At 60.0% G+C, this 23861-nt stretch carries 24 protein-coding genes and 1 tRNA gene; 11 read left to right on the top strand and 14 right to left on the bottom strand.

Features of this window, described 5'->3' with window-relative positions; translation table 11 throughout:
* Positions 1–30 precede the first annotated feature (30 nt).
* From rfbD to rfbB, 4 genes are read right to left on the bottom strand one after another with little or no spacing between them, the layout of a single operon-like run.
* Positions 31–891 (bottom strand): dTDP-4-dehydrorhamnose reductase, encoded by an 861-nt coding sequence (rfbD, locus tag NPS47_RS15035; protein ID WP_274295709.1) that lies wholly within the window; start codon positions 889–891, stop codon positions 31–33.
* Between the two features lie 11 nt (positions 892–902).
* Entirely contained in the window at positions 903–1448 is a 546-nt protein-coding gene (gene rfbC / locus NPS47_RS15030) for a dTDP-4-dehydrorhamnose 3,5-epimerase (protein ID WP_274295660.1), read from the bottom strand.
* Positions 1448–2320, bottom strand: coding sequence for a glucose-1-phosphate thymidylyltransferase RfbA (gene rfbA, locus NPS47_RS15025; protein ID WP_274295659.1), 873 nt, complete (start codon positions 2318–2320; stop codon positions 1448–1450). Before rfbA ends, rfbC begins: the two co-directional genes overlap by 1 nt.
* A complete protein-coding gene (gene rfbB / locus NPS47_RS15020; protein WP_274295658.1) occupies positions 2317–3399 on the bottom strand; it encodes a dTDP-glucose 4,6-dehydratase in 1083 nt (360 codons plus the stop codon). The genes rfbA and rfbB overlap by 4 nt, the downstream gene beginning before the upstream one ends.
* A gap of 190 nt (positions 3400–3589) precedes the next feature.
* Here rfbB and NPS47_RS15015 point away from each other — a divergent pair, with 190 nt between their 5' ends.
* From NPS47_RS15015 to NPS47_RS15000, 4 genes are all read left to right on the top strand, one after another.
* On the top strand, positions 3590–6496 hold the full coding sequence (locus tag NPS47_RS15015) for an aminotransferase (protein ID WP_274295657.1): 2907 nt from the start codon (positions 3590–3592) through the stop codon (positions 6494–6496).
* 184 nt (positions 6497–6680) lie between these two features.
* The gene (aguB, locus tag NPS47_RS15010; protein ID WP_274295656.1) at positions 6681–7559 is read left to right on the top strand and encodes an N-carbamoylputrescine amidase; all 879 of its coding nucleotides are present in this window, start codon (positions 6681–6683) and stop codon (positions 7557–7559) included.
* A gap of 60 nt (positions 7560–7619) precedes the next feature.
* Positions 7620–8726: an agmatine deiminase gene (gene aguA / locus NPS47_RS15005; protein WP_274295655.1), complete on the top strand. Its 1107-nt coding sequence runs from the start codon at positions 7620–7622 to the stop codon at positions 8724–8726.
* Between the two features lie 183 nt (positions 8727–8909).
* On the top strand, positions 8910–9101 hold the full coding sequence (locus NPS47_RS15000) for a hypothetical protein (protein ID WP_274295654.1): 192 nt from the start codon (positions 8910–8912) through the stop codon (positions 9099–9101).
* Between the two features lie 12 nt (positions 9102–9113).
* On the opposite strand, the gene NPS47_RS14995 is transcribed toward NPS47_RS15000, so the two are convergent.
* Complete coding sequence (locus tag NPS47_RS14995; protein WP_274295653.1) at positions 9114–11198, bottom strand: TonB-dependent receptor; 2085 nt, start codon at positions 11196–11198, stop codon at positions 9114–9116.
* A 387-nt stretch (positions 11199–11585) separates the two neighbouring features.
* On the opposite strand from NPS47_RS14995, the gene NPS47_RS14990 reads away from it, so the two are divergent.
* Positions 11586–12878, top strand: a complete 1293-nt coding sequence (locus NPS47_RS14990; RefSeq protein ID WP_274295652.1) for an OprD family porin — start codon at positions 11586–11588, stop codon at positions 12876–12878.
* Between the two features lie 29 nt (positions 12879–12907).
* On the opposite strand, the gene NPS47_RS14985 is transcribed toward NPS47_RS14990, so the two are convergent.
* Positions 12908–14572: an FMN-binding glutamate synthase family protein gene (locus NPS47_RS14985; RefSeq protein ID WP_274295651.1), complete on the bottom strand. Its 1665-nt coding sequence runs from the start codon at positions 14570–14572 to the stop codon at positions 12908–12910.
* A gap of 222 nt (positions 14573–14794) precedes the next feature.
* On the opposite strand from NPS47_RS14985, the gene NPS47_RS14980 reads away from it, so the two are divergent.
* Positions 14795–15985 carry an MFS transporter gene (locus NPS47_RS14980; protein ID WP_274295650.1) on the top strand — a complete coding sequence of 397 codons (1191 nt, stop codon included), beginning with the start codon at positions 14795–14797 and terminating at the stop codon, positions 15983–15985.
* Between the two features lie 4 nt (positions 15986–15989).
* Here NPS47_RS14980 and NPS47_RS14975 read toward each other — a convergent pair whose 3' ends face one another.
* Positions 15990–17141 (bottom strand): lysozyme inhibitor LprI family protein, encoded by a 1152-nt coding sequence (locus NPS47_RS14975; RefSeq protein ID WP_274295649.1) that lies wholly within the window; start codon positions 17139–17141, stop codon positions 15990–15992.
* Positions 17142–17315: 174 nt separating this feature from the next.
* On the opposite strand from NPS47_RS14975, the gene rfaD reads away from it, so the two are divergent.
* From rfaD to NPS47_RS14960, 3 genes are all read left to right on the top strand, one after another.
* Complete coding sequence (rfaD, locus tag NPS47_RS14970; protein WP_274295648.1) at positions 17316–18329, top strand: ADP-glyceromanno-heptose 6-epimerase; 1014 nt, start codon at positions 17316–17318, stop codon at positions 18327–18329.
* A 90-nt stretch (positions 18330–18419) separates the two neighbouring features.
* A complete protein-coding gene (locus NPS47_RS14965) occupies positions 18420–18659 on the top strand; it encodes a type II toxin-antitoxin system RelB/DinJ family antitoxin (protein WP_038605715.1) in 240 nt (79 codons plus the stop codon).
* A complete protein-coding gene (locus tag NPS47_RS14960; protein WP_274295647.1) occupies positions 18649–18939 on the top strand; it encodes a type II toxin-antitoxin system RelE family toxin in 291 nt (96 codons plus the stop codon). The genes NPS47_RS14965 and NPS47_RS14960 overlap by 11 nt, the downstream gene beginning before the upstream one ends.
* A 107-nt stretch (positions 18940–19046) precedes the next feature.
* Here NPS47_RS14960 and NPS47_RS14955 read toward each other — a convergent pair whose 3' ends face one another.
* The 7 genes from NPS47_RS14955 to NPS47_RS14925 all read right to left on the bottom strand — a co-directional run bounded on the left by NPS47_RS14955 (position 19047) and on the right by NPS47_RS14925 (position 22676).
* A complete protein-coding gene (locus NPS47_RS14955; RefSeq protein ID WP_274295646.1) occupies positions 19047–19847 on the bottom strand; it encodes a TylF/MycF/NovP-related O-methyltransferase in 801 nt (266 codons plus the stop codon).
* A 21-nt stretch (positions 19848–19868) separates the two neighbouring features.
* Positions 19869–20609, bottom strand: coding sequence for a phytanoyl-CoA dioxygenase family protein (locus NPS47_RS14950; protein ID WP_274295645.1), 741 nt, complete (start codon positions 20607–20609; stop codon positions 19869–19871).
* A 433-nt stretch (positions 20610–21042) separates the two neighbouring features.
* Positions 21043–21118, bottom strand: a tRNA-Thr gene (locus tag NPS47_RS14945).
* Positions 21119–21215: 97 nt separating this feature from the next.
* A complete protein-coding gene (locus tag NPS47_RS14940) occupies positions 21216–21458 on the bottom strand; it encodes a hypothetical protein (protein ID WP_274295644.1) in 243 nt (80 codons plus the stop codon).
* A gap of 24 nt (positions 21459–21482) precedes the next feature.
* Positions 21483–21863 (bottom strand): hypothetical protein, encoded by a 381-nt coding sequence (locus tag NPS47_RS14935; RefSeq protein WP_274295643.1) that lies wholly within the window; start codon positions 21861–21863, stop codon positions 21483–21485.
* A gap of 18 nt (positions 21864–21881) precedes the next feature.
* On the bottom strand, positions 21882–22088 hold the full coding sequence (locus tag NPS47_RS14930; RefSeq protein WP_038605723.1) for a helix-turn-helix domain-containing protein: 207 nt from the start codon (positions 22086–22088) through the stop codon (positions 21882–21884).
* A gap of 9 nt (positions 22089–22097) precedes the next feature.
* Complete coding sequence (locus NPS47_RS14925) at positions 22098–22676, bottom strand: hypothetical protein (RefSeq protein WP_274295642.1); 579 nt, start codon at positions 22674–22676, stop codon at positions 22098–22100.
* 477 nt (positions 22677–23153) lie between these two features.
* On the opposite strand from NPS47_RS14925, the gene NPS47_RS14920 reads away from it, so the two are divergent.
* Entirely contained in the window at positions 23154–23513 is a 360-nt protein-coding gene (locus NPS47_RS14920; RefSeq protein WP_274295641.1) for an SMR family transporter, read from the top strand.
* A complete protein-coding gene (gene mdtI, locus NPS47_RS14915) occupies positions 23507–23836 on the top strand; it encodes a multidrug/spermidine efflux SMR transporter subunit MdtI (RefSeq protein ID WP_274295640.1) in 330 nt (109 codons plus the stop codon). Before NPS47_RS14920 ends, mdtI begins: the two co-directional genes overlap by 7 nt.
* Positions 23837–23861: the final 25 nt, after the last annotated feature.

Raw genomic sequence — 23861 nt, 5'->3', positions numbered from 1 at the left:
CTGCGCCAGAATGATCTGGCGCATTATGCGCTACTTCAGGCAGTCGATCAGCGCTTGCTGCCAGTGTGGCTGGCTGACCTGCCACTCGCGTTGCAGGCGGCTGCAATCGAGGCGCGAGTTGAGCGGACGACGGGCCGGGGTCGGGTACTCGCTTGAAGGAATCGGTAGCAGCTCGGCGCAGGGTAGTCCCTGGGCCTTGAGTTGCTCGCCGATGGCCTGGGCAAAACCGAACCAGGAAGTTTCACCCTGCGCAGTCAGGTGATAGGTGCCCCAGGCACCGGCCTGGCCGGCCAGCCAGCGTTCGATCAAGGCCCGGGTGCTCTGGGCAATGGTACCCGCCCAGGTCGGCGCGCCGATCTGATCGGCGACGATGCGCAGTTCCGGCTTTTCCTGCAGCAGGCGCTGCATGGTCAGCAGGAAATTACTCCCGTGGCGTGAATACACCCAACTGGTGCGCAGGATCAGGTGTTCACCGCCAACAGCGCCAATGGCCTGTTCGCCGGCCAGCTTGCTGCGCCCGTAGACCCCCAGTGGATTGGGCGCATCGTCTTCGGTGTAAGGGCTGTCCTTGCTGCCATCGAACACGTAGTCGGTGGAGTAGTGGATCAACGGGATGCCCAGTTTCCGGGCTTCCTCGGCGAAGATGCCTGGCGCCTGGGCATTGATCGCAAACGCCAGTTCCGGTTCGCTTTCGGCCTGATCCACCGCAGTGTGAGCGGCGGCGTTGATGATCAGGTCGGGCTTGAGCGTCTGCACCCGCGCGCGGATGCCTTCGGGGTGAGCCAGGTCGAGCTGATCACGACCCAGGACGTGCAACTGGCCAAGACCGCCCAGGTGCTGTTGCAGCTCCCGGGATACCTGGCCGTGCTGGCCGCTGATGAGGATATTCAGTCGGCGTGCGGTCATGGCAGCAGGTCCAGCTCTTTCAGCGATTTTCCGGCTTGGTCCTTGACGGACAACTGCGGTGCTTCAGTCAGCTGCCAGTCGATGGCCAGGTCTGGATCATCCCAACGAATGCAGCGTTCAGCTGCCGGGTTGTAGTAGTCGGTGGTTTTGTAGAGAAACTCGGCGCTGTCGCTCAACACCACGAATCCGTGAGCAAAACCTTCTGGTACCCAAAGCTGGCGGTGATTGTCGCCAGACAGCCTTACCCCGACCCACTGCCCGAAGTGTGGGGAACTGCGGCGGACATCGACAGCGACATCCAGCACTTCACCGTGGATCACGCGAACCAGCTTGCCTTGGGTATTTTCCACTTGATAGTGCAAGCCACGCAGTACGCCTTTCTGCGACCTGGAGTGGTTGTCCTGGACAAAGGTGGTGCTGACGCCGGTTTGCGCTTCGAACACCTTGGCGTTGAAACTCTCGTAGAAAAAGCCGCGGCTATCACCGAATACCTTCGGCTCGATGATCAGTACACCCGGCAGATCAGTAGTAATTACGTTCATTAATCTTCTTCAGCCAAGGCGTAGAGGTATTGTCCATAGCCGGTCTTGCCGAATGCCTTGGCACGTTCCAGCAAGTGTGGGCGATCGATCCAGCCTTGCTGGAACGCGATCTCTTCAAGGCAGGCAACCTTCAAGCCTTGGCGATGTTCGATGGTCTGCACGTACTGCGAGGCTTCCAGCAGGCTGTCGTGGGTACCGGTATCGAGCCAGGCAAAGCCGCGACCGAAACGCTCCACACGCAGATCGCCGCGTTGCAGGTAGGCGTTGTTGACGTCGGTGATTTCCAGCTCGCCGCGTGGCGACGGTTTGACCTGCTTGGCGATCTTCACCACATCGTTGTCATAGAAGTACAGACCGGTCACCGCATAGGGGGACTTGGGTTTGGCGGGTTTCTCTTCGATCGACAGCGCGCGGCCGTGTTGGTCGAAGTCGACCACACCGAAGCGCTCCGGATCCTTGACCAGATAGCCGAACACCGTGGCACCAGACGGCTGCTTGATGGCGCGCAACAGCTGTTCGCTGAAGCCCTGGCCGTGGAAGATGTTGTCACCCAGGATCAGGCAGACCGAATCGTCGCCAATGAACTCCTCGCCGATCAGGAACGCCTGGGCCAGGCCGTCGGGAGAAGGCTGTTCGGCGTAGCTCAGCTTGATACCGAACTGGCTGCCGTCGCCCAGCAGCTGTTTGTATTGGGGCAAGTCATAGGGGGTGGAAATCAGCAGGATTTCGCGGATGCCGGCCAGCATCAGCACCGAGATCGGGTAGTAGATCATCGGCTTGTCATAGATCGGCAGCAGTTGTTTGGAAACCCCCAGGGTGATGGGGTGCAGGCGGGTGCCGGAGCCTCCGGCCAGAACGATACCTTTGGTCATGCAATAAGATCCTTGAAGTTGCTGGCGCCCAGGCGTTGGCCTTGATAACTACCGTCTTGAACCCGCTGGCACCATTCCAGGTTGTCCAGGTACCACTGCACAGTCTTGCGCAGGCCGGTCTCGAATGTCTCTTTGGGGACCCAACCCAGTTCACGTTCGATCTTGCTGGCGTCGATGGCGTAACGCTGGTCGTGGCCGGGGCGATCCTGAACGTAAGTAATCAGGTCGGCATAGTTGGTAACGCCTGCAGGACGCTGTGGTGCGAGCTCTTCGAGCAAGGCGCAGATGCCGCGGACCACATCGATGTTCTTCTGCTCGTTGTGGCCACCGATGTTGTAGGTCTCACCGACTTCGCCTTCAGTGACCACCTTGAACAGGGCGCGGGCATGGTCCTCGACGAACAGCCAGTCACGTACCTGCAGGCCATTGCCATAAACAGGCAACGGCTTGCCGGCCAACGCATTGAGAATCACCAGCGGAATCAGTTTTTCCGGGAAATGGAACGGTCCGTAATTGTTCGAACAGTTGGTGATCAGTACCGGCAGGCCATAGGTACGGTGCCAGGCGCGGACCAGATGGTCGGATGCCGCCTTGCTCGCGGAGTAGGGCGAGCTTGGCGCATAAGGTGTGGTTTCGGTGAACAGGTCATCGACGCCATGCAGGTCGCCATACACTTCATCGGTGGAAATGTGATGGAAGCGCAACGCTGCACGCTCCTGCGCTGGCAGTGTCAGCCAGTAGGCGCGCGTCGCTTCCAGCAGGCTGTAGGTACCGACGATGTTGGTCTGAATGAAGTCCGACGGTCCATCGATCGAGCGGTCGACGTGCGACTCTGCCGCCAGATGCATGATCGCATGGGGCTTGAAACGCTCAAGTAGCGCGCTGACGGTTGCCTGGTCGGCAATATCGGCCTGGACGAATTCATAGCGGGTATTGGTCGCGATGCTGGTGAGCGATTCCAGATTGCCGGCATAGGTCAGTTTGTCGAGGTTGAGGACCTCGTGCTCAGTGGCGCTGATCAGGTGGCGAATCAGGGCTGAGCCAATAAAACCGGCACCGCCGGTTATGAGTATGCGCATATCCAGTGACCTTTGAAGAATCCTATGATGATCTGCTCAAGCCTAGCTTGCGGGCAAACCGGTGCAAGGCAGTTACGCCGCTACGGCAGGGTACTGCGGTACACCTCGTTGTTCATCGCTTTTTCCTCGCCGTACTTGCTTATCGGCAAAAGCGGTGGCGATATAAGCAGCAAAAAAATGAGGTCTTACCATGCCGCTCAGCACCTTGCTCCACCGCTCCAGCCAGCCTTGTCCCGACGTCAGCGAGCAGCAAGCACTGCGGGTGTTGCAGGAGCACTATGGGCTCAGTGGCTCATTGCAACCTTTGGGTAGTCAGCAAGACCTGAACTTTCGTGTCGATAGCGCCCAGGGGCGCTATGTGCTGAAAATCTGCCACGGCGATTATACCGTTGCCGAACTGGAAGCCCAGCACGCAGCGCTGAGCTACTTGCTCGACCGTGGTTTGCCGGTGCCCGCCGTGATCGCGGCAGGGTCCAGTGAGCAACTGCTGGCGCTGGATCTGGACGGCCAGCCCCTGCGTGTACGCCTGCTCGACTACATCGAAGGGGAGTCGCTGACCCGCCTGAAGTACATGGCCCCGCAGCTGATCGCTGAGCTGGGCAGGCTCTGCGCACGGATCGACCTGGCGCTGGCCGGCTTCACTCACCCAGGACTTGAGCGCACGCTGCAATGGGACCCTCGGCATGCCCCGGCGCTGATCGCCCATCTGTCGCCGGTACTCAGCGACGGGCCGCGCAAGGCGCAGCTGCTAGCGGCCACAGCCAAGGCCGAGCAACGCTTGCAACCCTTGGTTGAGCAGTTGCCGATGCAGGCTGTGCATCTGGACATCACCGATGACAACGCCGTCTGGCAACGGGACGAGCAGCGGCAATGGCAGTTGCAGGGGGTCATCGATTTCGGTGATCTGCTGCACACCTGGCGAATTGCCGACCTGTCGGTAACCTGCGCGGCCTTGCTTCATCATGCCGAGGGCGATCCGCTGCGCATCCTGCCTGCCGTCCAGGCCTACCATGCACTCAACCCACTGACTGAGGCCGAGCTCAAGGCCCTCTGGCCGCTGATCGTTGCCCGCGCGGCAGTGCTGGTGCTCAGCAGTGAGCAGCAATTGAGCGTCGATCCGGGCAACGGCTACATACGTGACAACCTGAGTCACGAATGGGAAATTTTCGATGTCGCGACCAGCGTACCGTTCGAACTGATGGAAGCGGCGATTGTGCAGGTCGCCGGTTTCGATCTGCCGGCCTTGGCGCTGCAAGCCAGCCAGCTGCTGCCTGGCTTGCCAGCCAGCAGCGTCAGCGCCGTGGACCTGGGGGTATTGAGCAGTCACTTCCAGGCGGGCAACTGGGAGCAACCCGGAATCGACCAGCAGCTGTTGCGCGCGCAGGCCGGTGCACACGGTGCCGCCTGTTCGCTGTACGGTCAGTATCGTCTGTCGCAAACCCATATCGACAACCCGCAAGAACCGCGCACCTTTGCTTTGCACGTCGAGCTGCAAGTGGCGGCGACTACCGAGGTGCAAGCGCCTTGGGCCGGGGTCTGGGTGCAAACGGCAGAGGGCCAGGGCTGCCTCAAGGGCGAGCAGTGCAGCCTGTGGTTGCGCGGGCTGAAGGATGCGCCTGACTCGGGCACGCACCTTAACCAGGGGCAACGTCTGGGACAGACTGACGGCGTCTTGCGGATCCAGCTGTGCCGTGTCGCGGATCTGTATCCGCCGTCTTTCGTTGTGCCTTCGCGGGCTGCTGCGTGGCAGGCGCTGTGTCCGTCGCCGCAAGCAGTGCTGGGGTTCGCCTGTGAGGCCGAGCCGCTGGTCGATGCGCAGCAATTGCTGGAACGCCGCGACGCCAGCTTTGCCCGCTCGCAGAAGCACTATTACGAGCAGCCGCCGCATATCGAACGCGGCTGGCGCAATTACCTGATCGACATGCAGGGGCGCTCGTACCTGGACATGCTCAACAATGTCGCGGTACTCGGCCACGGTCATCCACGCATGGCCAGCGAAGCGGCGCGGCAATGGTCGCTGGTCAACACCAACTCACGCTTCCATTACGCAGCCATCGCCGAGTTCTCCGAGCGTTTGCTGGAGCTGGCGCCTGATTCCATGGACCGGGTGTTCCTGGTCAACAGCGGCACCGAAGCCAACGACCTGGCGATTCGCCTGGCCTGGGCCTACAGCGGTGGCCGCGACATGCTCAGCGTGCTGGAGGCCTATCACGGCTGGTCGGTGGCCACCGACGCGATTTCCACCTCGATTGCCGACAACCCCCAGGCCCTGAGCACCCGGCCTGACTGGGTACACCCGGTGATTGCGCCGAACACTTACCGTGGTGCCTATCGCGGCGAAGACAGTAGCGCTGACTACCTGCGCGATGTGGAGGCCAAGCTTGAGGCGCTGGCTGGCGAACAGCGCCAGCTGGCCGGCTTCATCTGTGAGCCGGTGTATGGCAATGCCGGCGGCATCTCCCTGCCAACGGGTTATCTGCAGCAGGCGTATGCCAAAGTCCGGGCCGCTGGCGGTGTATGCATCGCCGATGAGGTACAGGTCGGCTACGGCCGTCTTGGCGAGTATTTCTGGGGCTTCGAGCAGCAGGGCGTGGTGCCGGACATCATCACCATGGCCAAAGGCATGGGCAACGGCCAGCCCTTGGGGGTGGTGATCACCCGTCGGGAGATTGCCGAAGCGCTGGAGGCCGAGGGTTATTTCTTCTCCTCGGCCGGCGGCAGTCCGGTCAGTTGCCGGATCGGCATTGCCGTGCTCGATGTCATGAAGGAAGAGGGCTTGTGGGACAACGCCCGTGACGTCGGCCGGTATTTCAAGGCGCGTCTGCAGGCCTTGGTCGATAAACATCCGCTTGCCGGTGCCGTGCATGGTTCGGGCTTCTACCTGGGGCTTGAGCTGGTCCGCGACCGCAACACCCTGGAGCCGGCCAGCGCAGAAACCACCACCCTGTGCAACCGCCTGCGTGACCTTGGGATTTTCATGCAGCCCACTGGCGACTACCTGAACATCCTCAAGATCAAACCGCCGATGTGCACGACCCGTGAAAGCGTGGACTTCTTCGTCGACAGCATCGACAGGGTGCTGACAGAAGAGCTCTAGCGCGTGGGCTGACAGCCGCTTAAGCCGATTCTTATCGGTTTAAGCGGCTTTTTTGTGCCTGAATATTTTGATTGCTGGCTTTTAAAGTCGATATTTATCGGATATAAAGTCGGCCATCACCCAGCAATCTGTCTTTGGTCGTCTGCACCGTCAGCCGGCCCAGCCATCCTTCGAAGAGGTTTTCATGAGCCGCACCGTTACCGTCGCCGCCACCCAGATGGCGTGTTCCTGGGATCGCCAGGACAACCTGGCCACCGCCGAAAAGCTGGTCCGCGAAGCCGCGGCCAAGGGCGCGCAGATCATCCTGATCCAGGAACTGTTCGAAACCCCGTACTTCTGCCAGAAGCCGAACCCGGACTATCTGCAGTTGGCTACTCCGGTTGAAACCAATGCCGCGATCGAGCATTTCCAGGCACTGGCCAAAGAGCTGCAGGTAGTGCTGCCGGTCAGCTTCTTCGAACTGGCCGGACGCGCGCGTTTCAACAGCATTGCGATCATCGATGCCGACGGCAGCAACCTTGGGGTGTACCGCAAGACCCACATCCCGGACGGCCCTGGCTACCACGAAAAGTATTACTTCAACCCGGGCGACACCGGTTTCAAGGTCTGGCAGACCCGTTACGCCAAGATCGGCGTCGGCATCTGCTGGGACCAGTGGTTCCCGGAGTGCGCCCGCAGCATGGCGCTGCTCGGCGCCGAAGTACTGTTCTACCCGACCGCCATCGGCAGCGAGCCGCATGACAAGACCATCTCCTCGCGTGACCACTGGCAGCGTGTGCAGCAGGGCCATGCCGGTGCCAACCTGATGCCGCTGATCGCCAGCAACCGTATCGGCACCGAAGAACAGGACGGCTACGACATCACCTTCTACGGCTCCTCGTTCATCGCCAACCAGTTCGGTGAGAAAGTCCAGGAGCTCAACGAGACCGAAGAGGGTGTGCTGGTGCATACTTTCGACCTCGACAAACTGGAGCACATCCGCAGCGCCTGGGGCACGTTCCGTGACCGCCGTCCGAACCTGTACGGCCCGGTCAAGACCCTCGATGGCGCGCTGGAATCCTGATCGTTCAATGAACTCGACGCAGGCCTCGATGCCTGCGCCGGACACTGCAAAGGTTTACTCATGAAGACCCTGACCAGCACCCCACGCGCCGACGGCTTCTACATGCCAGCCGAATGGGCGCCGCAAACCCAGGTATGGATGGTCTGGCCCGAGCGTCCGGACAACTGGCGCCTGGGCGGCAAACCGGTACAGGCCGCACACGTGACGCTGGCCCAGGCCATCGCCCGTTTCCAGCCGGTGACCGTGGCCGTTTCTGCCGCCCAGTACGACAACGCCCGTGCCCGTCTGGACGCGCCGAACATCCGTGTGGTGGAAATCAGCAACGACGACGCCTGGGTACGTGACACCGGGCCGACCTTCGTCATCAACAACAGCGGCGAAGTACGCGGCGTCGACTGGGGCTTCAATGCCTGGGGCGGCTTCGAGGGCGGGCTGTACGCGCCGTGGAACCGTGACGAGCAAGTGGCCAGCAAAGTCCTCGAGATGGAACGCTGCCCGCGTTACCACACCGAAGGCTTCGTGCTCGAGGGCGGTTCGATTCACGTCGATGGTGAAGGCACCCTGATCACCACCGAAGAATGCCTGCTCAACCACAACCGCAACCCGCACCTCAATCGTGAGCAGATCGAAGCGGTACTGCGTGATCACCTGGCGGTGGACACCATCATCTGGCTGCCCGATGGCCTGTACAACGACGAAACCGATGGCCACGTCGACAACTTCTGTTGTTACGTGCGCCCAGGTGAAGTGTTACTGGCCTGGACAGATGATCCGCAAGACTCCAACTACGCGCGTTGCCATGCGGCACTGGAAGTGCTGCAAAACAGCCGTGATGCCAAAGGGCGTGCGATTACCGTACACAAAATGCCTATCCCGGGACCGCTGTTCGCCACTGAAGAAGAGTGCGCGGGCGTCGATCCGGTGGCCGGTAGCCAGGAGCGTAACCCGTCGGTTCGCCTGGCCGGATCTTACGTCAACTTCCTGATCGTCAACGGCGGCATCATTGCGCCGAGCTTCGACGACCCGGCAGATGCCGAGGCTAGAGCGATTCTGGCTCGCGTCTTCCCGGAGCACGAAGTGGTGATGATCCCGGGGCGTGAGATGCTTTTGGGGGGCGGCAACATTCACTGCCTGACCCAGCAGCAGCCGGCACCGTTCAAGGGCTAAGTTTGCGGCCATAAAAAAACCCGTCTTCGGACGGGTTTTTTTATGGGCTGACGATAATCGGTGCGTGGTTTTGGCACACCTCTTGTATTTGTTTTGCATTGTATTTCAAACGGATAGGGCAGCGTTTTTCTGTCACAAAGTTTGAGTAGTTTGCCGCTCACGGCCCTGGGAGTACGTGTCGAAATGAATGCAGCAAGTGAGCCGGCTTTGCCCTCATCAACAGTGAATCACGAGTCGCTCAAGCGAGTGGCGCGATGGTTGAAGCACCATGGAGCCATCAGGGGCAGGAAGTCCGATCCACGGCGTGCATTGCTTGCACGTTATCCAGCAGGCTTGATCACCGAGGCAGAGCTTGAAGCCCTGCTCGGTAGCTGATGGGTAGGGGCATTAGAAGCTGTAAGTACCGGTAACTACCAGGCTGCGCGGGTCACCAAACTGGATCTGCGCGGCGCTGGTTGCCGAGCTGTAATAGGTCTTGTCGGCAATGTTGTTCAACGCCGCACGCAGGTCCCAGTCCTTGGTACGGAAGCCGGCCAGGGCGTCCCAGCGGCCGTAGCCTGGCAGCACGGCAGTGTTCTGGTTGTCGGCGTAACGTTCGCCGACCAGAGTCAGACCGGTCTCGCCGTACCAGCCCATTTCCGGTTTCCAGGTGACGAACAGGCTGCCGTTGCGTTTGGCGACGTCATTGACCCGATTGCCTTCCTGACCGTTGTTGTCCTCGACAATGATTGCATCCTGAAAACCGACACCGCCCCGTACATACCAATTGCCAACGATGTTGCCGGTAGCCGTCAGCTCCACGCCGCGCGAGCGCTGCAGGCCGGTCATCAGGGTGACGCTCGGATCGTTCGGGTCGCTCGTGCGGCGGTTGTAGAGCTCTAGCTCATAGATGGCCAGGGTGGTGCTCAGACGCTCGTCGAGCCAGTCGCTCTTGACCCCGATTTCTTTCTGGCGGGTCTCTTCGGGGCTGGTTTCATTGGTGTTGCCAGCAGCACCCGGGGTGATACCGATCAGACCGCCGCCCACTGGCGAGAAGGTCTTGCTCCAGGAGGCGTAGAAGGAGTGCTCTTGCCACGGTGAGTAGACAACACCCAAGCGAGGGCTGGTGCTGTTGCTGTCCTGTTTCTCGGTAATGTCTTTGAGCTTGTTGGTGGTCTCTACCTCGAACTGGTCAAAGCGCACACCGGCCAGAATCTGCCATTGATCGTTCAGGCGCAGTTGGTCCTGGATGTACAGGCCTCGGCTATCGACCACGGTGTGGTTGTTGCTCGAAGGCACCATCAGGCCGTTGTACTGCGCGTTACGGTCGGGGTTGTCCAGGTCTACGCTCGGCACCGCAGCGGCGGCTTTGTACAGCAGCGGGTCACGACGCTGATTGCCGAACTCCAGGCCGGTCAGCAGCGTGTGCTGCATGCCGAAGGTGTCGAAGTTGCCTTCCAGCTCGAGGTTGTTGAACAGGTTGCGGGTGTTGAGGTCTTGCTGCCAGCGTTGACGGATGACCTGGTTGGTCTTGGCGTTGTAGCCGGTCTGGTAGGTGTTGTCGAAGTCGCTGTTGAGCTTGAACAGGCCCAGGGTGTGGCGTACCTGCCAGTTTTCATTGAGCTGGTAGTTCAGACGCGAGCGCAGCGATTGCGCCTTGTCGTCGATGAAATCGCGCTGGGTGTCGCCGTAGGTGGTGTCGCGGCTGACATCGGCCGGGCGGCCATTGACGCTGGGGATGCCGCGATCAGGGGTACGGTTGTAGCGGCTGTACTCGTACTGCACCAGCCAGTTGAGATCCGGGGTCAGCTGCCAGCTCATGGACGGGGCGAACAGCTGGCGGCTGCCGTCGATGCCGTCGCGGAAACTGTTGTTGTCCTGGTTGCCCATGTTCAGGCGCAGGCTGATGTTGTCCGACGGATCGGCACTGAGGTCGGCGTACAGGCTGCGCAGGTCTTCGCTGCCGCCCTGGGCTTCAATGGTCGAGCGCCGGCCGGCTTCCGGCATTTTGCTCACGCGGTTGACGATCCCGCCTTGGCTGCCGCGTCCGTACAGCACCGCAGCCGGGCCCTTGAGCACTTCGACGCGCTCGATGTTATGCAGGTCGCGCACGTACTGGCTATCGTCGCGGATACCGTCCAGATAGAAGTCGTTGCTGGCATCGAAGCCGCGGATGCGCACGCTGTCGAAACGGGTGTCGGCACCGTTGCTGACGTTGGGGATGCCGCTCAACGCCTTGCCCAGATCGCTGGTGCCGTAGTCCAGGACGTTACTGGTTTTCACCGAGTCGATAGCCTGGGGAACGTAGCGGGCCGGCGTGGAAGTACGGGTAGCGGTACTGACTTCCTTGACCCGGGGATCATCACGGTCACGATCGCTTTCAGCGGTTACCGAGACTTCCGGCAGGGTGGTGGTGGCGGCCAGCGCCAATCCGGAGCTGAGAAACAGGGAGACACCCAGGGTCAAGGGTGACAGGCGGCAAGGGGCAGGCATCAAGAACATCCGAAGGGGGTTGAGTACTAGAGAACGGGGGGATGGAAATTTTGCGCGGATGGTAATGCTTGCCATTTACTTGCGGTAATCGTTTCTCATTTGCTCTTGTGATTTTATATTTCAAATTATTTCAAGTGCGCTGAATGGCTGTGATTCAACGTAATCATCAAGGCAATTTCACGATTTTTTGACATGCTGATCCGCACACGGATAGGATTCGGTCAACGCCTGTAGGCCCATAGGCCAAGAGTCCAGAATAAAAGGCCCGCTGCGATCACTCGCAGGCGGGCTTTTCATTTTCTGACCCGCGAGCGTCAACCCACGCAGGGGGCGTGGTTTTTGGCGTAGGCCGCAGAGCGTATTTGACTACGTAATAAGGAAAATAAAATGTTGAAAACCAGGATCAGCCTGATCGCGCTGGGGCTTATGGCGGCGACTCAGGCTTCGGCCAATGACCAGGCCTCTGCAAAGGGCTTCATCGAAGACAGCAGCGCCAGCCTTTTGCTACGCAACGCGTTCATCAACCGCGACAAGAAGCACGACACCCAGGACCAGCGCGAATGGGGCCAGGCCTTCATCGGCAAGTTCTCCTCCGGCTTCACCCAGGGCAACGTCGGTGTCGGTGTGGATGCATTCGGACTGTACGCTGTGCGTCTGGACGGCGGTAAAGGTCATAACGGCGGTGCCGGTATCGACTTCTTCAAGCCGGCTGATGGCGATTCGCCGAGCAACCCGCAGAACTCCCCACACAACCTCGCCCGTGGCGGCGCGGCGGTCAAATTCCGTGTCTCCAACACTGTGCTGAAGTACGGCGACCAGATGCCGGAACTGCCAGTGCTGCAGTACGACGACGGCCGTCTGCTGCCAGAGAGCTACACCGGTACCCTGATCACCTCCAAGGAAATCCAGGGCCTGGAACTGAACGCCGGTCGCTTCACCCAGGAAGCGCGTAAAAGTGCTGAAGGCCGTGACAGCGGTGGCCTGAAGTCGATCAACGTGTTCGGCGGTAGCTACAAGTTCACCGAGAACCTGTCGGCTTCCCTGTACGGCTCCGACGTCGAAGACGTGCTGAAGAAGCAGTACCTGGGCGTCAACTACGTTCACCCGCTCGCGTCTGACCAGTCGCTGACCCTGGACTTCAACGGCTACAAGACCAAACTGGATCGCGAGTTTGCCACTGACGACCGTCGTGACAACACCATCTGGAGCCTGGCGGCCACTTACGGTTTCGGCGCGCACTCGGTGACCGTCGCGCACCAGCGCAGCACCGGTAACACCGGCTACAACTACGGCTTCTACCAGAACGCCGGTGGCGTGGGTGACGGTGGTTCGACCATCTACCTGGCCAACTCCTACTGGTCTGACTTCAACAACGAAGACGAGCGTTCCTGGCAGCTGGCCTATGGTCTGGACTTCGGCGCCTTCGGCGTACCGGGCCTGACCTACAAAGTGGCTTACGTGCGTGGTGACCACATCAACACCCGTGGCTTCGGCGAAGGTGAAGAGCGCGAGATCTTCAACCAGTTCAAATACGTCGTTCAGGAAGGTGCTGCCAAGGACCTGTCCATCAAACTGCGTAGCTCGTTCCTGCGTACCGACACCAGCATGCGTCAGGCTGAACTCAACGACGACGGTAACGAAGTCCGCGTGTTCATCGAGTACCCGATCAGCATTCTCTGATTGCTGTTTGCGTCTCCAGCAACCCCGGCCTAGGCCGGGGTTGTTGCTTTATGGCGCAGCACTGGCTTGATTGCCGGCGCCTCACCCGTCTCTGGTTCGAAACTGTCACTGCGGGCCATCCGCCACATCCGCGCATAGAACTCACTGCTGATCGAGCCGCTGAGCAACTCACCGGGCTTGAGGAACACATGCAGCTGGGAAAACAGCTGGATTTCGCTGGCGCTGATGCGCCGGACCAGGTGTTTGGGCTTGAGCTGCGACGGATGCTCCAGGCCTGCGGCAGCGAGCATCTCGGCGAGGGCATGCAGGGTGTTGCGGTGAAAGCTGTAGACCCGCTCGGCCTTGTCCGGCACCACCAGTGCACGTTGTCGCAACGGGTCCTGGGTGGCCACCCCGGTGGGGCATTTGTTGGTGTGGCAGCTCTGCGACTGGATGCAGCCAATGGCGAACATGAAGCCACGCGCCGAGTTGACCCAGTCCGCGCCGATGGCCAGGACGCTGGCAATATCGAAGGCACTGACGATCTTGCCACCCGCACCAATGCGCACCTTGTCGCGCAGGTTCAGACCGACCAGGGTGTTGTGTACGAACATCAGCCCTTCACGCATCGGCACGCCGATGTTGTCGCTGAACTCACGCGGTGCGGCGCCGGTGCCGCCTTCCTTGCCGTCGACGACGATGAAATCCGGAACAATGCCGGTCACCAGCATGGCCTTGGCGATGCCCATGAATTCCCAGGGGTGGCCCAGGCAGAACTTGAAGCCCACCGGTTTGCCACCCGACAACTCGCGCAACTGCGCAATGAACTGCAACAGCTCGATCGGCGTGCGAAAGGCACTGTGCGCTGCCGGTGAGATGCAGTCTTCACCCACCATCACCCCACGGGTAGCGGCGATTTCGCTGCTGACCTTATGCCCGGGCAGAATTCCGCCATGTCCTGGCTTGGCACCCTGACTCAGCTTGATTTCGATCATCTTCACCTGCGGGTCGCGGGCCTGCTCGGCGAAGCGTTCGGGGTCGAAGTGGCCAGCGGCGGTGCGGCAGCCAAAATAGCCACTGCCGATTTCCCAGATCAGGTCGCCGCCGTGCTCACGGTGATACGGGCTGATACTGCCTTCCCCGGTGTCGTGGGCGAAGCGGCCGCGCTTGGCCCCTTGGTTGAGCGCGGCAATGGCGTTGGCGCTGAGGGCGCCGAAGCTCATCGCCGAGATGTTGAAGATCGAGGCGGAGTAGGGCTGGCGACACTGCGGGCCACCAATGGTGATACGAAACGAGGCGGGATCGGGGGTGCCCGCTGGCAGCATCGAATGGCTGATGAACTCGAAACCGGGGCGGTACACATCATTGAGCGTGCCGAAAGCCTTCTCGGCGCTTTCATTCTTGGCCCGGGCGTAGACCAGCGAGCGCTGCGCGCGCGAGAACGGCAGCTTGTCGTCATCGCCCTCAAGCAAGTACTGGCGAATTTCCGGGCGGATGGTTTCGATCAGGTAACGGATGTTGCCCAGAATCGGATAGTTGCGCCGTACCGCATGGTGGCTTTGACGCAGGTCATTCAGGCCAACCAGGCTGAGCAGGGCGCAGATCAGGGTGAAGGGCCAGAGCCAGGCATGGTTCGCCAGAAAGGGTAGGCTGATGCAGGTGAGGAGCAGGCAGCCGGCCAGACAGGCGTAGCGGCTGGGAAGCGAAGCTTTCATGAATCTTCCACTGATATGAGAGATCCTGCCAAGGATAGGGCAAGCGCCCGGGCGGAAAACCCGTGAAATCAGTAAAAGACTTTTATCCCCGGCGTGCTTGCAAGGCCGGCCTCGGCGGGTTAGTTCGCTGCCTGCTGAACCTGACTCCGGCACTTGCATAACTGCCGCTTGCCGCCCCCGTGCTACAAGGAATTTCCAGTATTTGCCAAGTGAAGCCACACCATGCCCGCTACCCGCGCAGCACCCACGGCACAGGGCTTCGGCCTGCTGTGCCTGGCCAGTTACCTGCTGTCGTTGTCCTACGGTTCGACTTTTTTGCTGTCGCTGTTGGTCAGCAGCCGCGGTGGTAACGAACAGGACGCCGGGCAGATCATTTCGCTGGCCATGCTCAGTACCGTGGTCGCCGTGCTGGGCAGTGGCCACCTGGCCGATCGCCTGGGTTCGGCGCGGGCCATCGCGCTCTCGGCATTGTGCCTGGTGACGGCATGCCTGGGCTTTGCCCTGGTGCCTGGCACCGGCAGCGGGCTGATGGTGTGCGGCCTGATCCTCGGCCTAGGCTGGGGAGCGTTCTACACCCTGGGGCCGATCCTGGTCAGTGAACGGGTCGATGCCCAGCGGCGCACGCACAGTTTTGCCCTGCTCTCGGGCAGCATGATGAGTGGCATCGGCTCCGGGCCGCTGGTCGGCAAGCTGGCCAGCGTTTTCGATCTGCCGGTACAGACGGCGTTCTACACCGCAGCCCTGGCCGCGCTGTGCGGTTTGCTGATCTTCAAGCATCTGGCGCGACTGCCACGCCCGGCTTCGAGCCCGGTCAGCATCAGTCGCCGCGCCGGTATCGAAGTGCTGAGCTCCAAGTCGCGCTGGCCGATTCTCATGGTCGGCCTGGGCGGTGCGATCTTTGGTGGCCTGGGCAGCTTCCAGACGTCCTACGCGGCGGGGCGCGGCCTGGACTACTCGTTGTTTTTCATCGGCTTCATGAGCGCGGCGATCAGTTGCCGGTTGCTGATCGCCGGCTGGGTGGTCAAGCGCGATGCCTATCGGGCGTCGTGCCTGCTGTCGGGCTTTATCGTCCTGGCGGTGCTGGCCTTGGGGTGGGGCGTACAGGGCAATCTCAGTTACTTGCTGGCGGCGGCGTTGTTGGGCGTCGGCTATGGCCTGAATTATTCGGTAATCAATGGCCTGGCGGCGAACCAGGCGCCGCCCGGGTACACCCCGCAGGCCCTGCTGCTGTTCAGCCTGGCGTACTTTCTCGGGGTGTTCGGCTTTCCCTGGCTGGCGGGCCACCTGATTGTCAGCAAGGGTACCGAGGCGATGATGATCAGCCTGCTGGTTGTGGCCTTGATCAACTGGGCGATCAGCGTCGGCCGCCTGTATGGGCGCCGACGCGCGGTGGCACTGTCGGCGCTGGGCTGAGCCATTACTGCCCGGGGGCGATAGCGAACATCAGCTTGTCGCCTTCGAGGTACACGATGGCTTCGTGGCCCAGAACATCCACCGGAACAGCCGAAATCGCTTCATGCTCGGGAACGATCTTTTCAAGCGTCTTGTTCAGTAGATCAACACGCCAGACACAGGCAAAGTCGCCGCTGTTGTCGAAGTACAGCACCGGCCGGGTTTCGTTCCACACCGGATTGACCAGGCTCCAGCCTTTATCGTTCTTGTCCATTACCTGGTCGTAAGCGTTCGAGTCGTACTCGTAGGGGTAGTACAGCCGCAGGTGGTAGTTTTCGACGTTCAGGTCATTGGCGATTCGCGCCTTGGAAAAGCGTTTGCTCCCGGACTCGGCGGAAAACAGCTGCGTTGAAGGTTGTGGCTCTGCCTTGGAGCCCAAGGTGTAGGCCATGCTTTGCTCGGCTTCGCCCTTCACGCGATGACGGTAGTAGAACACCCCATCGATGATGCCGGCAAAGCGCTCGCCCTGATCATTGGCGCCGATCTTGTTCCAGCCGCTGAAACGGATGTCACGGACAATCGGGTGAAGGCCTGGGCGGGCGTCGGAGTACTCATACAGCGAGCCGAAGTAGCGGCGCTCATAGCTATTGCCAGGGCTGCGGATGGTCTGGTCCAGGTGCTCGCCAACAAAAATCACCACGTTGAGCACGCCGTCCACGGTTGCCACGTCAACCACCTGGGCATAGTCGACACCCTTGACCTGCGCGAAGGTGGCCAAGGCAAAGCGTTGCCAGGCTGCATCCTCGATCTGCAGGTAGGGTTGTTGGTCCTGTGAAGGCTTTAGCGCAGGTGTCTCGGCTTGCGAGTTGGCCGGCACCGGTGTGAGCCGTGAAATCTGTTGATCGTAAGCCTCCTCAATGCACGGGACCGCCGCGCAGCGATTGCGAACCTCGCGCAGCCATTGCCGTTCCAGCTCACGGAAAATCTTCAGGTGTTGCAGCGGACGATAGTGCTCATTGAGCAGATCATCCTTGGCTGACAGTGAAGGGGTGGTGCAGATGGCAGTTTCCACCAGCGATCTGGCTTTACTGCAATCGAAACTGGCGGCAAAGGTCGAGGGGCTGGCCAGGCAGGCAATTACGAAGGCCGCAGGTAGCAAGCGTGAAAAGGCTTTCATCAGACATCCATGTGCACAGAAGCGGGTGAGGGATGATAAGGCAGAGCCTACAGTCACGGCAAAATCATGGCCTGACGAGCGTCACGGCTATTCGCGATTTTATTGATCCTGGTTAATTTTTGTACAAATCCATTGCCTAGACTAGCGGCTCAGCACCCTTACAGGGGATATGGCATGACGATTATCGTGACCGGCGCCGCCGGGTTTATCGGTAGCAATCTGGTACAGGCCCTCAACCAGCGTGGCGAAACCGAGATCATTGCTGTGGATGATCTGACCGATGGCGACAAGTTTCGCAACCTGGCCGACAGCGAGATTGCTGACTACCTGGACAAGGACGACTTCCTTGAGCGCTTTGCCCGCGGCCAGTTCGGCAAGGTCCGCGCCGTGTTGCACCAGGGCGCCTGCTCCAGCACCGTCGAAGGCGACGGACGTTTCATGATGGACAACAACTACCGCTTCAGCCGCGACCTGCTCGAAGCTGCCCAAGGGCTGCGGGTGCCGTTGCTGTATGCCTCGTCGGCGGCGGTGTATGGCGCCGGGCAGGACTTTCGCGAACAGCGCGAAGCTGAGCGGCCATTGAACGTTTACGGCTACTCCAAGTTTCTCTTCGACCAGCGCGTGCGCAGGCAATTGCCTGCAGCGCGTAGCCAGATCGTCGGCCTGCGTTATTTCAACGTCTACGGCCCGCATGAAGAGCACAAAGGCGCGATGGCATCGGTGGCCTTGCACTGCTTCAACCAGTACCAGGCCCATGGCAAGGTCAGCCTGTTCGGCAGTTACGGTGATTACCCAAGTGGTGGGCACCTGCGTGATTTCGTCTCGGTGGAAGACGTGGTCAAGGTCAACCTGTTCTTCCTTGAGCGTCCGCAGCTCAGCGGTATCTTCAATGTCGGCAGCGGCCGCGCCCAGCCGTTCAATGACGTGGCGCTGGCGGTGATTAACCGTCTGCGTGAACAGCAGGATCAACCGCCGTTGTCACTGGAGATGGCTTTGCTCGAAGGCATCCTCGAGTACAGCGAATTTCCCGAGCACCTGCGTGGCAAGTACCAGTGCTACACCTGCGCCGATCTTGAGCGTTTGCGCGCTGTGGGCTATCAGGTGCCGACGTTGACGGTTGAGCAGGGTGTGGCGCGTTACTGTGATTGGTTGCAGGGGCTCGAAAGCCCGCCGCCTGCTTTCGCATGACGCTCCGTCGGTATGTCTACAGGCGCGCTTGCTCATAGAGTCGCTTTAGGCCAATGTACAGACTAATGTCATTACAGTGAGGCCGGTGCCATGGCATCTATCAACGTACGTATCGACGACGATCTCAAAGCGCGTGCATACCGCGAACTTGAAAAGCTGGGTGTCACGCCTTCCGAACTGATGCGCCAAGCGCTGCAGTACGTAGCAGAGCGCGGCCAGTTGCCTTTCAAGCCAGTGCTGATGACAGAGGATGATGAGGCCCTGCTCGCCACAGTACGCGAACGTCTTGCTGCACCTCAGCGGGTAAAGGTTTCGCTGGATGACCTATAGCCTTGAGTTTGATGCACGAGCGCTGAAGGAATGGCACAAGCTGGGAGACACCGTTCGCCAGCAGCTCAAGAAAAAGCTGGTTTCGGTTTTGCTCAACCCACGGGTTGAAGCGAACCGGCTGCATAGCTTGCCCGATTGCTACAAGATCAAGCTGCGTAGCAGTGGCTATCGGCTGGTCTACCAGGTGATTGACCTGGAGGTCGTGGTGTTTGTGGTTGCTGTGGATAAACGAGAGCGGGAGCAGGTTTATCGGAAGGCGGTTGAACGGTTGGGGGATTGAGCCTAGGAACTCATGAACACGGCGTTACTAAAACACAAACAAAAAAGGCCCACCTTGCGGTGAGCCTCTTTTTACTGCAGGCCCGCAAAGAGCCCGCTCAACCACGGTCACTCTTTGATGCAGTAGGCCGTCGGCGTCAGGCACCAAGGGAACTTGCGCAAGGTGACCTTGATGTTGCGCGACTTGACGAACTCATCGAACGCCGTCGCCTCGCCACCCCATGGCGGCAGGCCGTACTCGTCGAACACCACCACGCCGCCCGGCACCACCAGGTCCCAGAGCTTTTCCAGGGTGTACAGCGTCGGCTCGTACAGGTCCAGGTCGAAGTGCAGCAGGTTGATGCGCAGGCCAGGCGTGGCCTCCAGGAAAGGCCCCAGGGTGTCCTGGACCCGCCCCTTGATCAGCCGCGAGCGCTCCCGAGCGAGGATGTTGTCTTCATTGAACAGCCGGGTCAGGGCGAAGATCTCGCCCTCGACCGACTCGGCCGACCAGCCGCCGGACTTCTTGTCGGCCTGCAGATCGTTGACCGCCACGCCATCCTTGCTGTTGAAGTCGGACAGGCCTTCGAACGAGTCGAAGCCATAGACTTTCTTGGAGGTGTCGGTGGGCGCGAAGATCTCCAGGAACTTGTGGAAGGTGAAGAACGACACGCCACGCGAAACGCCGAGCTCGACGATGCTCCCCGGCAGGTCCACGGTCATCTTGAACAGTTCGAAATGAGCCAGGAAACGCGTCATCAGGATCCGCTTGGTGTACACCGGCCAATGCGTCAGCGTGTGCAGCGTACCGTGCGGATACTGGGTTTGAATGTCTTCCAGTTCGTTCCAGAACTTTTTGTCTTTGTCAGACTGCACCCCGTACATCTGTTCGAGGGGTGCGTCATGCGGGGTTAGATCCCAGATCGCCATAGACCACCTTTACTTTGAAAACTACAACGAAGAAACCACGTTGGGTTTGAACGCATGGCTGATGAATTCTGCATTGCCGAAGTCGGCAATTCTGATTTGGATGGTGAACCGCGAGTGCTGCGCGGATGCGACCGGCCGTGACTTGTGCAGCGTGTTGAACTTGAACAGCACCACATCGCCCGGGCAGCACAGCCCTTCGATGGACTGCGCGTGCGCCTGCGGAATCGCCTCGTCCAGCAGCACCGAGTCGGCATAGGTGACATAGGTGTCGCCGGGCCGGGTCCGGTACAGCCGCCCCTGGGTATGCCGATGGGAGATCAGGTCCAGGCCGCCGGTGTGCTGGTTCACCGCCGTCAGTGGCACCCAGGCCACCAGCGATTGCGGCGAACACACCGAAAACCAGTAGTCCTGATGCCAGTCGAACAGGAAACGGTCTTCACCGAACGAGTCGATGCGGCAATTGATATCGATGATCGCCGGTGACGCCACGTCGCCATGCCGACGGGCCAACGCCAGCAGCTCGGGGGAACTGGCCAGGCTCATAACCGAAGGCAGACGCTTGAAGGCGTTATATAGCAGCCCGCCCAGTGCCCGGTCATGCGCCTTGAAATGGTTCCAGGCCGCGTCCAGCGAGGCGAAGGACTGGCCCGCCAACTGGGCGGCGACGTCGAGCAGTTCCGTTTCGATAGCTGAGATGTAAGGCTGGGGAATGGCGTTCGAAAAAATCTCGAAACCATCCGAATCAAGCGAAAAAGCACTCATAAGGCCCCTGCGACTTCCTGGACAAGCGACTCTCTGCGCCGCCTCGTTTCTTCAGCGTTGGGCCTACAGGCGATGGGCCATGGGCCATCGAGCTGGCGGCAGCGCGTTGACTAGCTTATCGTCAGGCCTGGCGAAAGCTTGAGCGCGGCGCTCGCCCCCTGCCAGGGCGGGGCCACCTTAGAGTAATTCGCCCAGCCAAGGCTGCTTGCGATCTAGAGCAGTACTCCGCACAGGCGTCCCAATCCTGTATCGCTGACGTGCAGCGACGGCTGCTTGTTCGTGCGGCTTTTCACGTTGAGCCAGGTGCTGGGCATCCATTGGGGCTGCTTTGCAGCCCATCGCCGGCAATGCCAGCTCCCACAGGGGATTTTGGTGTTTATACGGCACAAACAAAAAAGGCCCACCTTGCGGTGAGCCTCTTTTTTACTGCGTATGGTGCCGGCACCAGGAATCGAACCCGGGACCTACTGATTACAAGTCAGTTGCTCTACCATCTGAGCTATACCGGCACAGGGGCGTCATTATAGCGATCAGTTTGCGTCTGTAAACTACTTCTGCAAGATTCCTTGCGATGCCCGTTTTCCACAGGCATCGCAAGCGATTTTCTTACCAGCCGCGGTGCAATGTCGTGGCGTCGGGTTCGGCTTTGCTCGGGTCGAACAACATCGGTTTGTGATCGTGGCAACCACGCTTGTTGCAGTGCCTGTAGGGCTGGGCCGGCAGGCCGTTGTCGCCCAGGACCTGCATCTTTGGCATCTCCCAGCCAGCGTCCGGCGTGTAGCTTGAGCTGCTGCAACCGGCCAGGGTCAGGATGAAGGTGAGCAAGGCGAGTGAGCTGAGTGTGTTCACAGTGAATTCCGTTTTCCGAAGGTTTCAGTCTTTGCTGAGGATGCGCTGGATGGTGCCGCCGCAAGCCTGGTAGCAGCTGTCGTAGTCGTTGCCACAACTGAAGCTCGAGCCACTGCTGTACGGGTAGCTGGGGTAGTAGCAGCTGTTGCGTGCGTCTTTTTTGCTCTTGCCGGCCTGGCAGTATTGGTAGCTTCTGAGGTTGGCCTGATACAGGGCCTGCTCGCTGTTCTCTTGCAGGCGGGCCATCTGTTTGCAGTGGTTGCGTTCGCTGGCGCAGCTGTTGATGCAGTTCATGCCCATCGCGCTGGGCGGTGGCGAATATCTATAGGTGTAGCTGGGGCCGCAGCCGCCGAGCAGGGCGACAGCCAGGAGCAGCGCAACGCGCCACTTGAGGGAATTGCTCACGAGTTACCACTTCCTTGATCATTCCTCGCTGAACTCCAGCAGATCACCTGGCTGGCAGTTCAACGCGCGACAGAGTTTCTCCAGGGTTTCGATCTTGAAACCCTTGATCTTGCCGTTTTTCAGCAACGACAGGTTCGCTTCCGTAATTCCGATAATTTCGGCCAGATCCTTGGAACGGATCTTGTTTTTGGCCATGACCACGTCGAGGCGGATGATTATCGGCATAGGGGGAAGCTAGACATAACAGTTGTGTTCATCGCTGATGGTTTTGGCGTCACGCATGAGGAGCGAAAAGGCGCAGAGCAATATGCCTTTCATGATCTCGTAAACCGCCACGGATGATACACCGATCGATACGCTGAAGCTTCTTTCCCCGGCCGGCAGGTCGATGGCGAAGGCCAGGCCCTGAAGGGTGCCGATCAGCGGCCAGAGCAGCGGGGTGCAGATGCACAGCAGGCCTACCCACCACAGCAGCTTGATGTTCGACGCGGTCCAGGTCTGGCCTTTGGACAGGCGCATGAAGAACAGCCCGGTGAAGAACAGCGCCAGCACCGAGAGGCTGCTGGGGATCAGTTCAAGGGCCAGGACCAGGCTCAGGGCCAGGGTCGAAGGTTGATGGTCGGGTGCCAGCAGCAGTGGCATCTGATCGCCATAGCTTTGCAGGTAGGCGCTTTGCATCTGGGCCTTGTCGAATACCCAGAGCAGCAAGTTGCCGCCAAATTCGGCGATGGCGGTTGTCCAGGTGAGGAGGGCGGCGAATGCGCCGATCACTCGAAGGCGCGAGCGCGCATAGGCCACTGTTTTACTGTTCATGGATTGCCTCCGTTCGGGGTTGAGCGGTGGGCATTATTTTCTAGAAATTATCGTAATACAATAATTAATTATTGTATTTGTGGGTGTGCGGCGTTTTGACTCATCGCGGGGCAAGCCCGCTCCCACAGATATCCCCGGTGGGAGCGGGCTTGCCCCGCGATGCTTTCAAGAGTGAAAAGTATAATTTACGAACCTTTCTGCAGCCTTTAAGGGCTTTCACCTGAATACGTACTCAAAGACGCGAAATTTAATTAGTCATTTTCTATCGATTTGACTTTAACGATGCCTTGAGCTAATTTGTTGTTCATTATGTTGAACACTAAAGCGTTTCTGCTCCCCACCTCTCGTCTGGCCTCCCGTGAAAACCACTGGACCGGCGGTCTCTAGCGCCTCCCCCGACAAACAGCTTTTTCTCTCTTTTTGTCTGTAGCCGTCGCCGTTTGTGCGCCGGATTTGTGTCGCCCGTGGGAGGGCATCATGCGTTCCTGGATTTATCTGTTTATCGCTATCACCGCTGAGGTGATCGGCACTGCGTCGATGAAATTCGCCGCCACTGAACACCCGGTTCTTGGCCATGGCTTGATGTACGCCATGATCGGTCTGTCGTACTTCTTCCTGGCCCTGGCAGTAAAACGCGTGCCGGTCGGCGTGGCTTACGCGCTGTGGGAAGGGATCGGCATCGTGCTGATTACCCTGATCAGCGTTACCTGGCTGGGTGAGAGCCTCGGCCTGCTCAAGGCGGCGGGCCTGGGTGTGATGATCGCCGGTATCCTGCTGATCAAGGCCGGTACCCGCCCGGCAGCTGCCGAGCGCAACATGGAGGCCCTGCCATGCTAAGCATGAACTGGATGCCTTTCGCCTGGTTGGGTGTGGCAATCGTGCTGGAAGTCATTGCCAACCTGTTGCTCAAATACTCCGACGGCTTCCGCAAGCGTGGCCTGGGGATTCTGTCGATTCTCTGTGTGCTGGCGGCCTTTACCGCGCTGGCGCAGGCTGTTCGCGATATTGAACTGTCGCTGGCTTATGCCATTTGGGGCGGCTTCGGCATCCTCGCCACTGTGGCGATGGGTTGGGCACTGTTTGGTCAGCGTCTGGCCGGTCGCGGCTGGTTGGGCCTGGTGCTGTTGCTGGCCGGTATGAGCCTGCTGAAACTGGCCTGATTTGCCTGCTTAGAGCAAATCGCTA

The sequence above is a fragment of the Pseudomonas putida genome, assembly GCF_028682475.1.
In the GTDB taxonomy this organism is placed as follows: domain Bacteria; phylum Pseudomonadota; class Gammaproteobacteria; order Pseudomonadales; family Pseudomonadaceae; genus Aquipseudomonas; species Aquipseudomonas putida_AG.
The sequence above is the reverse complement of the archived record's forward strand: the minus strand, read 5'-3'. Positions and strand labels throughout refer to the sequence as shown.

What these genes read in the sequence shown, in the direction of transcription:
- NPS47_RS14925 (WP_274295642.1), bottom strand. Translation starts at nt 22,676, where the DNA reads ATGAACAGTAAAACAGTGGCCTATGCGCGCTCGCGCCTTCGAGTGATC.
- NPS47_RS14995 (WP_274295653.1), bottom strand. Translation starts at nt 11,198, where the DNA reads ATGCCTGCCCCTTGCCGCCTGTCACCCTTGACCCTGGGTGTCTCCCTG.
- rfbA (WP_274295659.1), bottom strand. Translation starts at nt 2,320, where the DNA reads ATGACCAAAGGTATCGTTCTGGCCGGAGGCTCCGGCACCCGCCTGCAC.
- NPS47_RS14960 (WP_274295647.1), top strand. Translation starts at nt 18,649, where the DNA reads ATGACCTATAGCCTTGAGTTTGATGCACGAGCGCTGAAGGAATGGCAC.
- NPS47_RS14965 (WP_038605715.1), top strand. Translation starts at nt 18,420, where the DNA reads ATGGCATCTATCAACGTACGTATCGACGACGATCTCAAAGCGCGTGCA.
- NPS47_RS14975 (WP_274295649.1), bottom strand. Translation starts at nt 17,141, where the DNA reads ATGAAAGCCTTTTCACGCTTGCTACCTGCGGCCTTCGTAATTGCCTGC.
- NPS47_RS14980 (WP_274295650.1), top strand. Translation starts at nt 14,795, where the DNA reads ATGCCCGCTACCCGCGCAGCACCCACGGCACAGGGCTTCGGCCTGCTG.
- rfaD (WP_274295648.1), top strand. Translation starts at nt 17,316, where the DNA reads ATGACGATTATCGTGACCGGCGCCGCCGGGTTTATCGGTAGCAATCTG.
- NPS47_RS14920 (WP_274295641.1), top strand. Translation starts at nt 23,154, where the DNA reads ATGCGTTCCTGGATTTATCTGTTTATCGCTATCACCGCTGAGGTGATC.
- mdtI (WP_274295640.1), top strand. Translation starts at nt 23,507, where the DNA reads ATGCTAAGCATGAACTGGATGCCTTTCGCCTGGTTGGGTGTGGCAATC.
- NPS47_RS15000 (WP_274295654.1), top strand. Translation starts at nt 8,910, where the DNA reads ATGAATGCAGCAAGTGAGCCGGCTTTGCCCTCATCAACAGTGAATCAC.
- aguB (WP_274295656.1), top strand. Translation starts at nt 6,681, where the DNA reads ATGAGCCGCACCGTTACCGTCGCCGCCACCCAGATGGCGTGTTCCTGG.
- NPS47_RS14950 (WP_274295645.1), bottom strand. Translation starts at nt 20,609, where the DNA reads ATGAGTGCTTTTTCGCTTGATTCGGATGGTTTCGAGATTTTTTCGAAC.
- NPS47_RS14955 (WP_274295646.1), bottom strand. Translation starts at nt 19,847, where the DNA reads ATGGCGATCTGGGATCTAACCCCGCATGACGCACCCCTCGAACAGATG.
- NPS47_RS14985 (WP_274295651.1), bottom strand. Translation starts at nt 14,572, where the DNA reads ATGAAAGCTTCGCTTCCCAGCCGCTACGCCTGTCTGGCCGGCTGCCTG.
- NPS47_RS14930 (WP_038605723.1), bottom strand. Translation starts at nt 22,088, where the DNA reads ATGCCGATAATCATCCGCCTCGACGTGGTCATGGCCAAAAACAAGATC.
- rfbC (WP_274295660.1), bottom strand. Translation starts at nt 1,448, where the DNA reads ATGAACGTAATTACTACTGATCTGCCGGGTGTACTGATCATCGAGCCG.
- aguA (WP_274295655.1), top strand. Translation starts at nt 7,620, where the DNA reads ATGAAGACCCTGACCAGCACCCCACGCGCCGACGGCTTCTACATGCCA.
- NPS47_RS15015 (WP_274295657.1), top strand. Translation starts at nt 3,590, where the DNA reads ATGCCGCTCAGCACCTTGCTCCACCGCTCCAGCCAGCCTTGTCCCGAC.
- rfbB (WP_274295658.1), bottom strand. Translation starts at nt 3,399, where the DNA reads ATGCGCATACTCATAACCGGCGGTGCCGGTTTTATTGGCTCAGCCCTG.
- NPS47_RS14990 (WP_274295652.1), top strand. Translation starts at nt 11,586, where the DNA reads ATGTTGAAAACCAGGATCAGCCTGATCGCGCTGGGGCTTATGGCGGCG.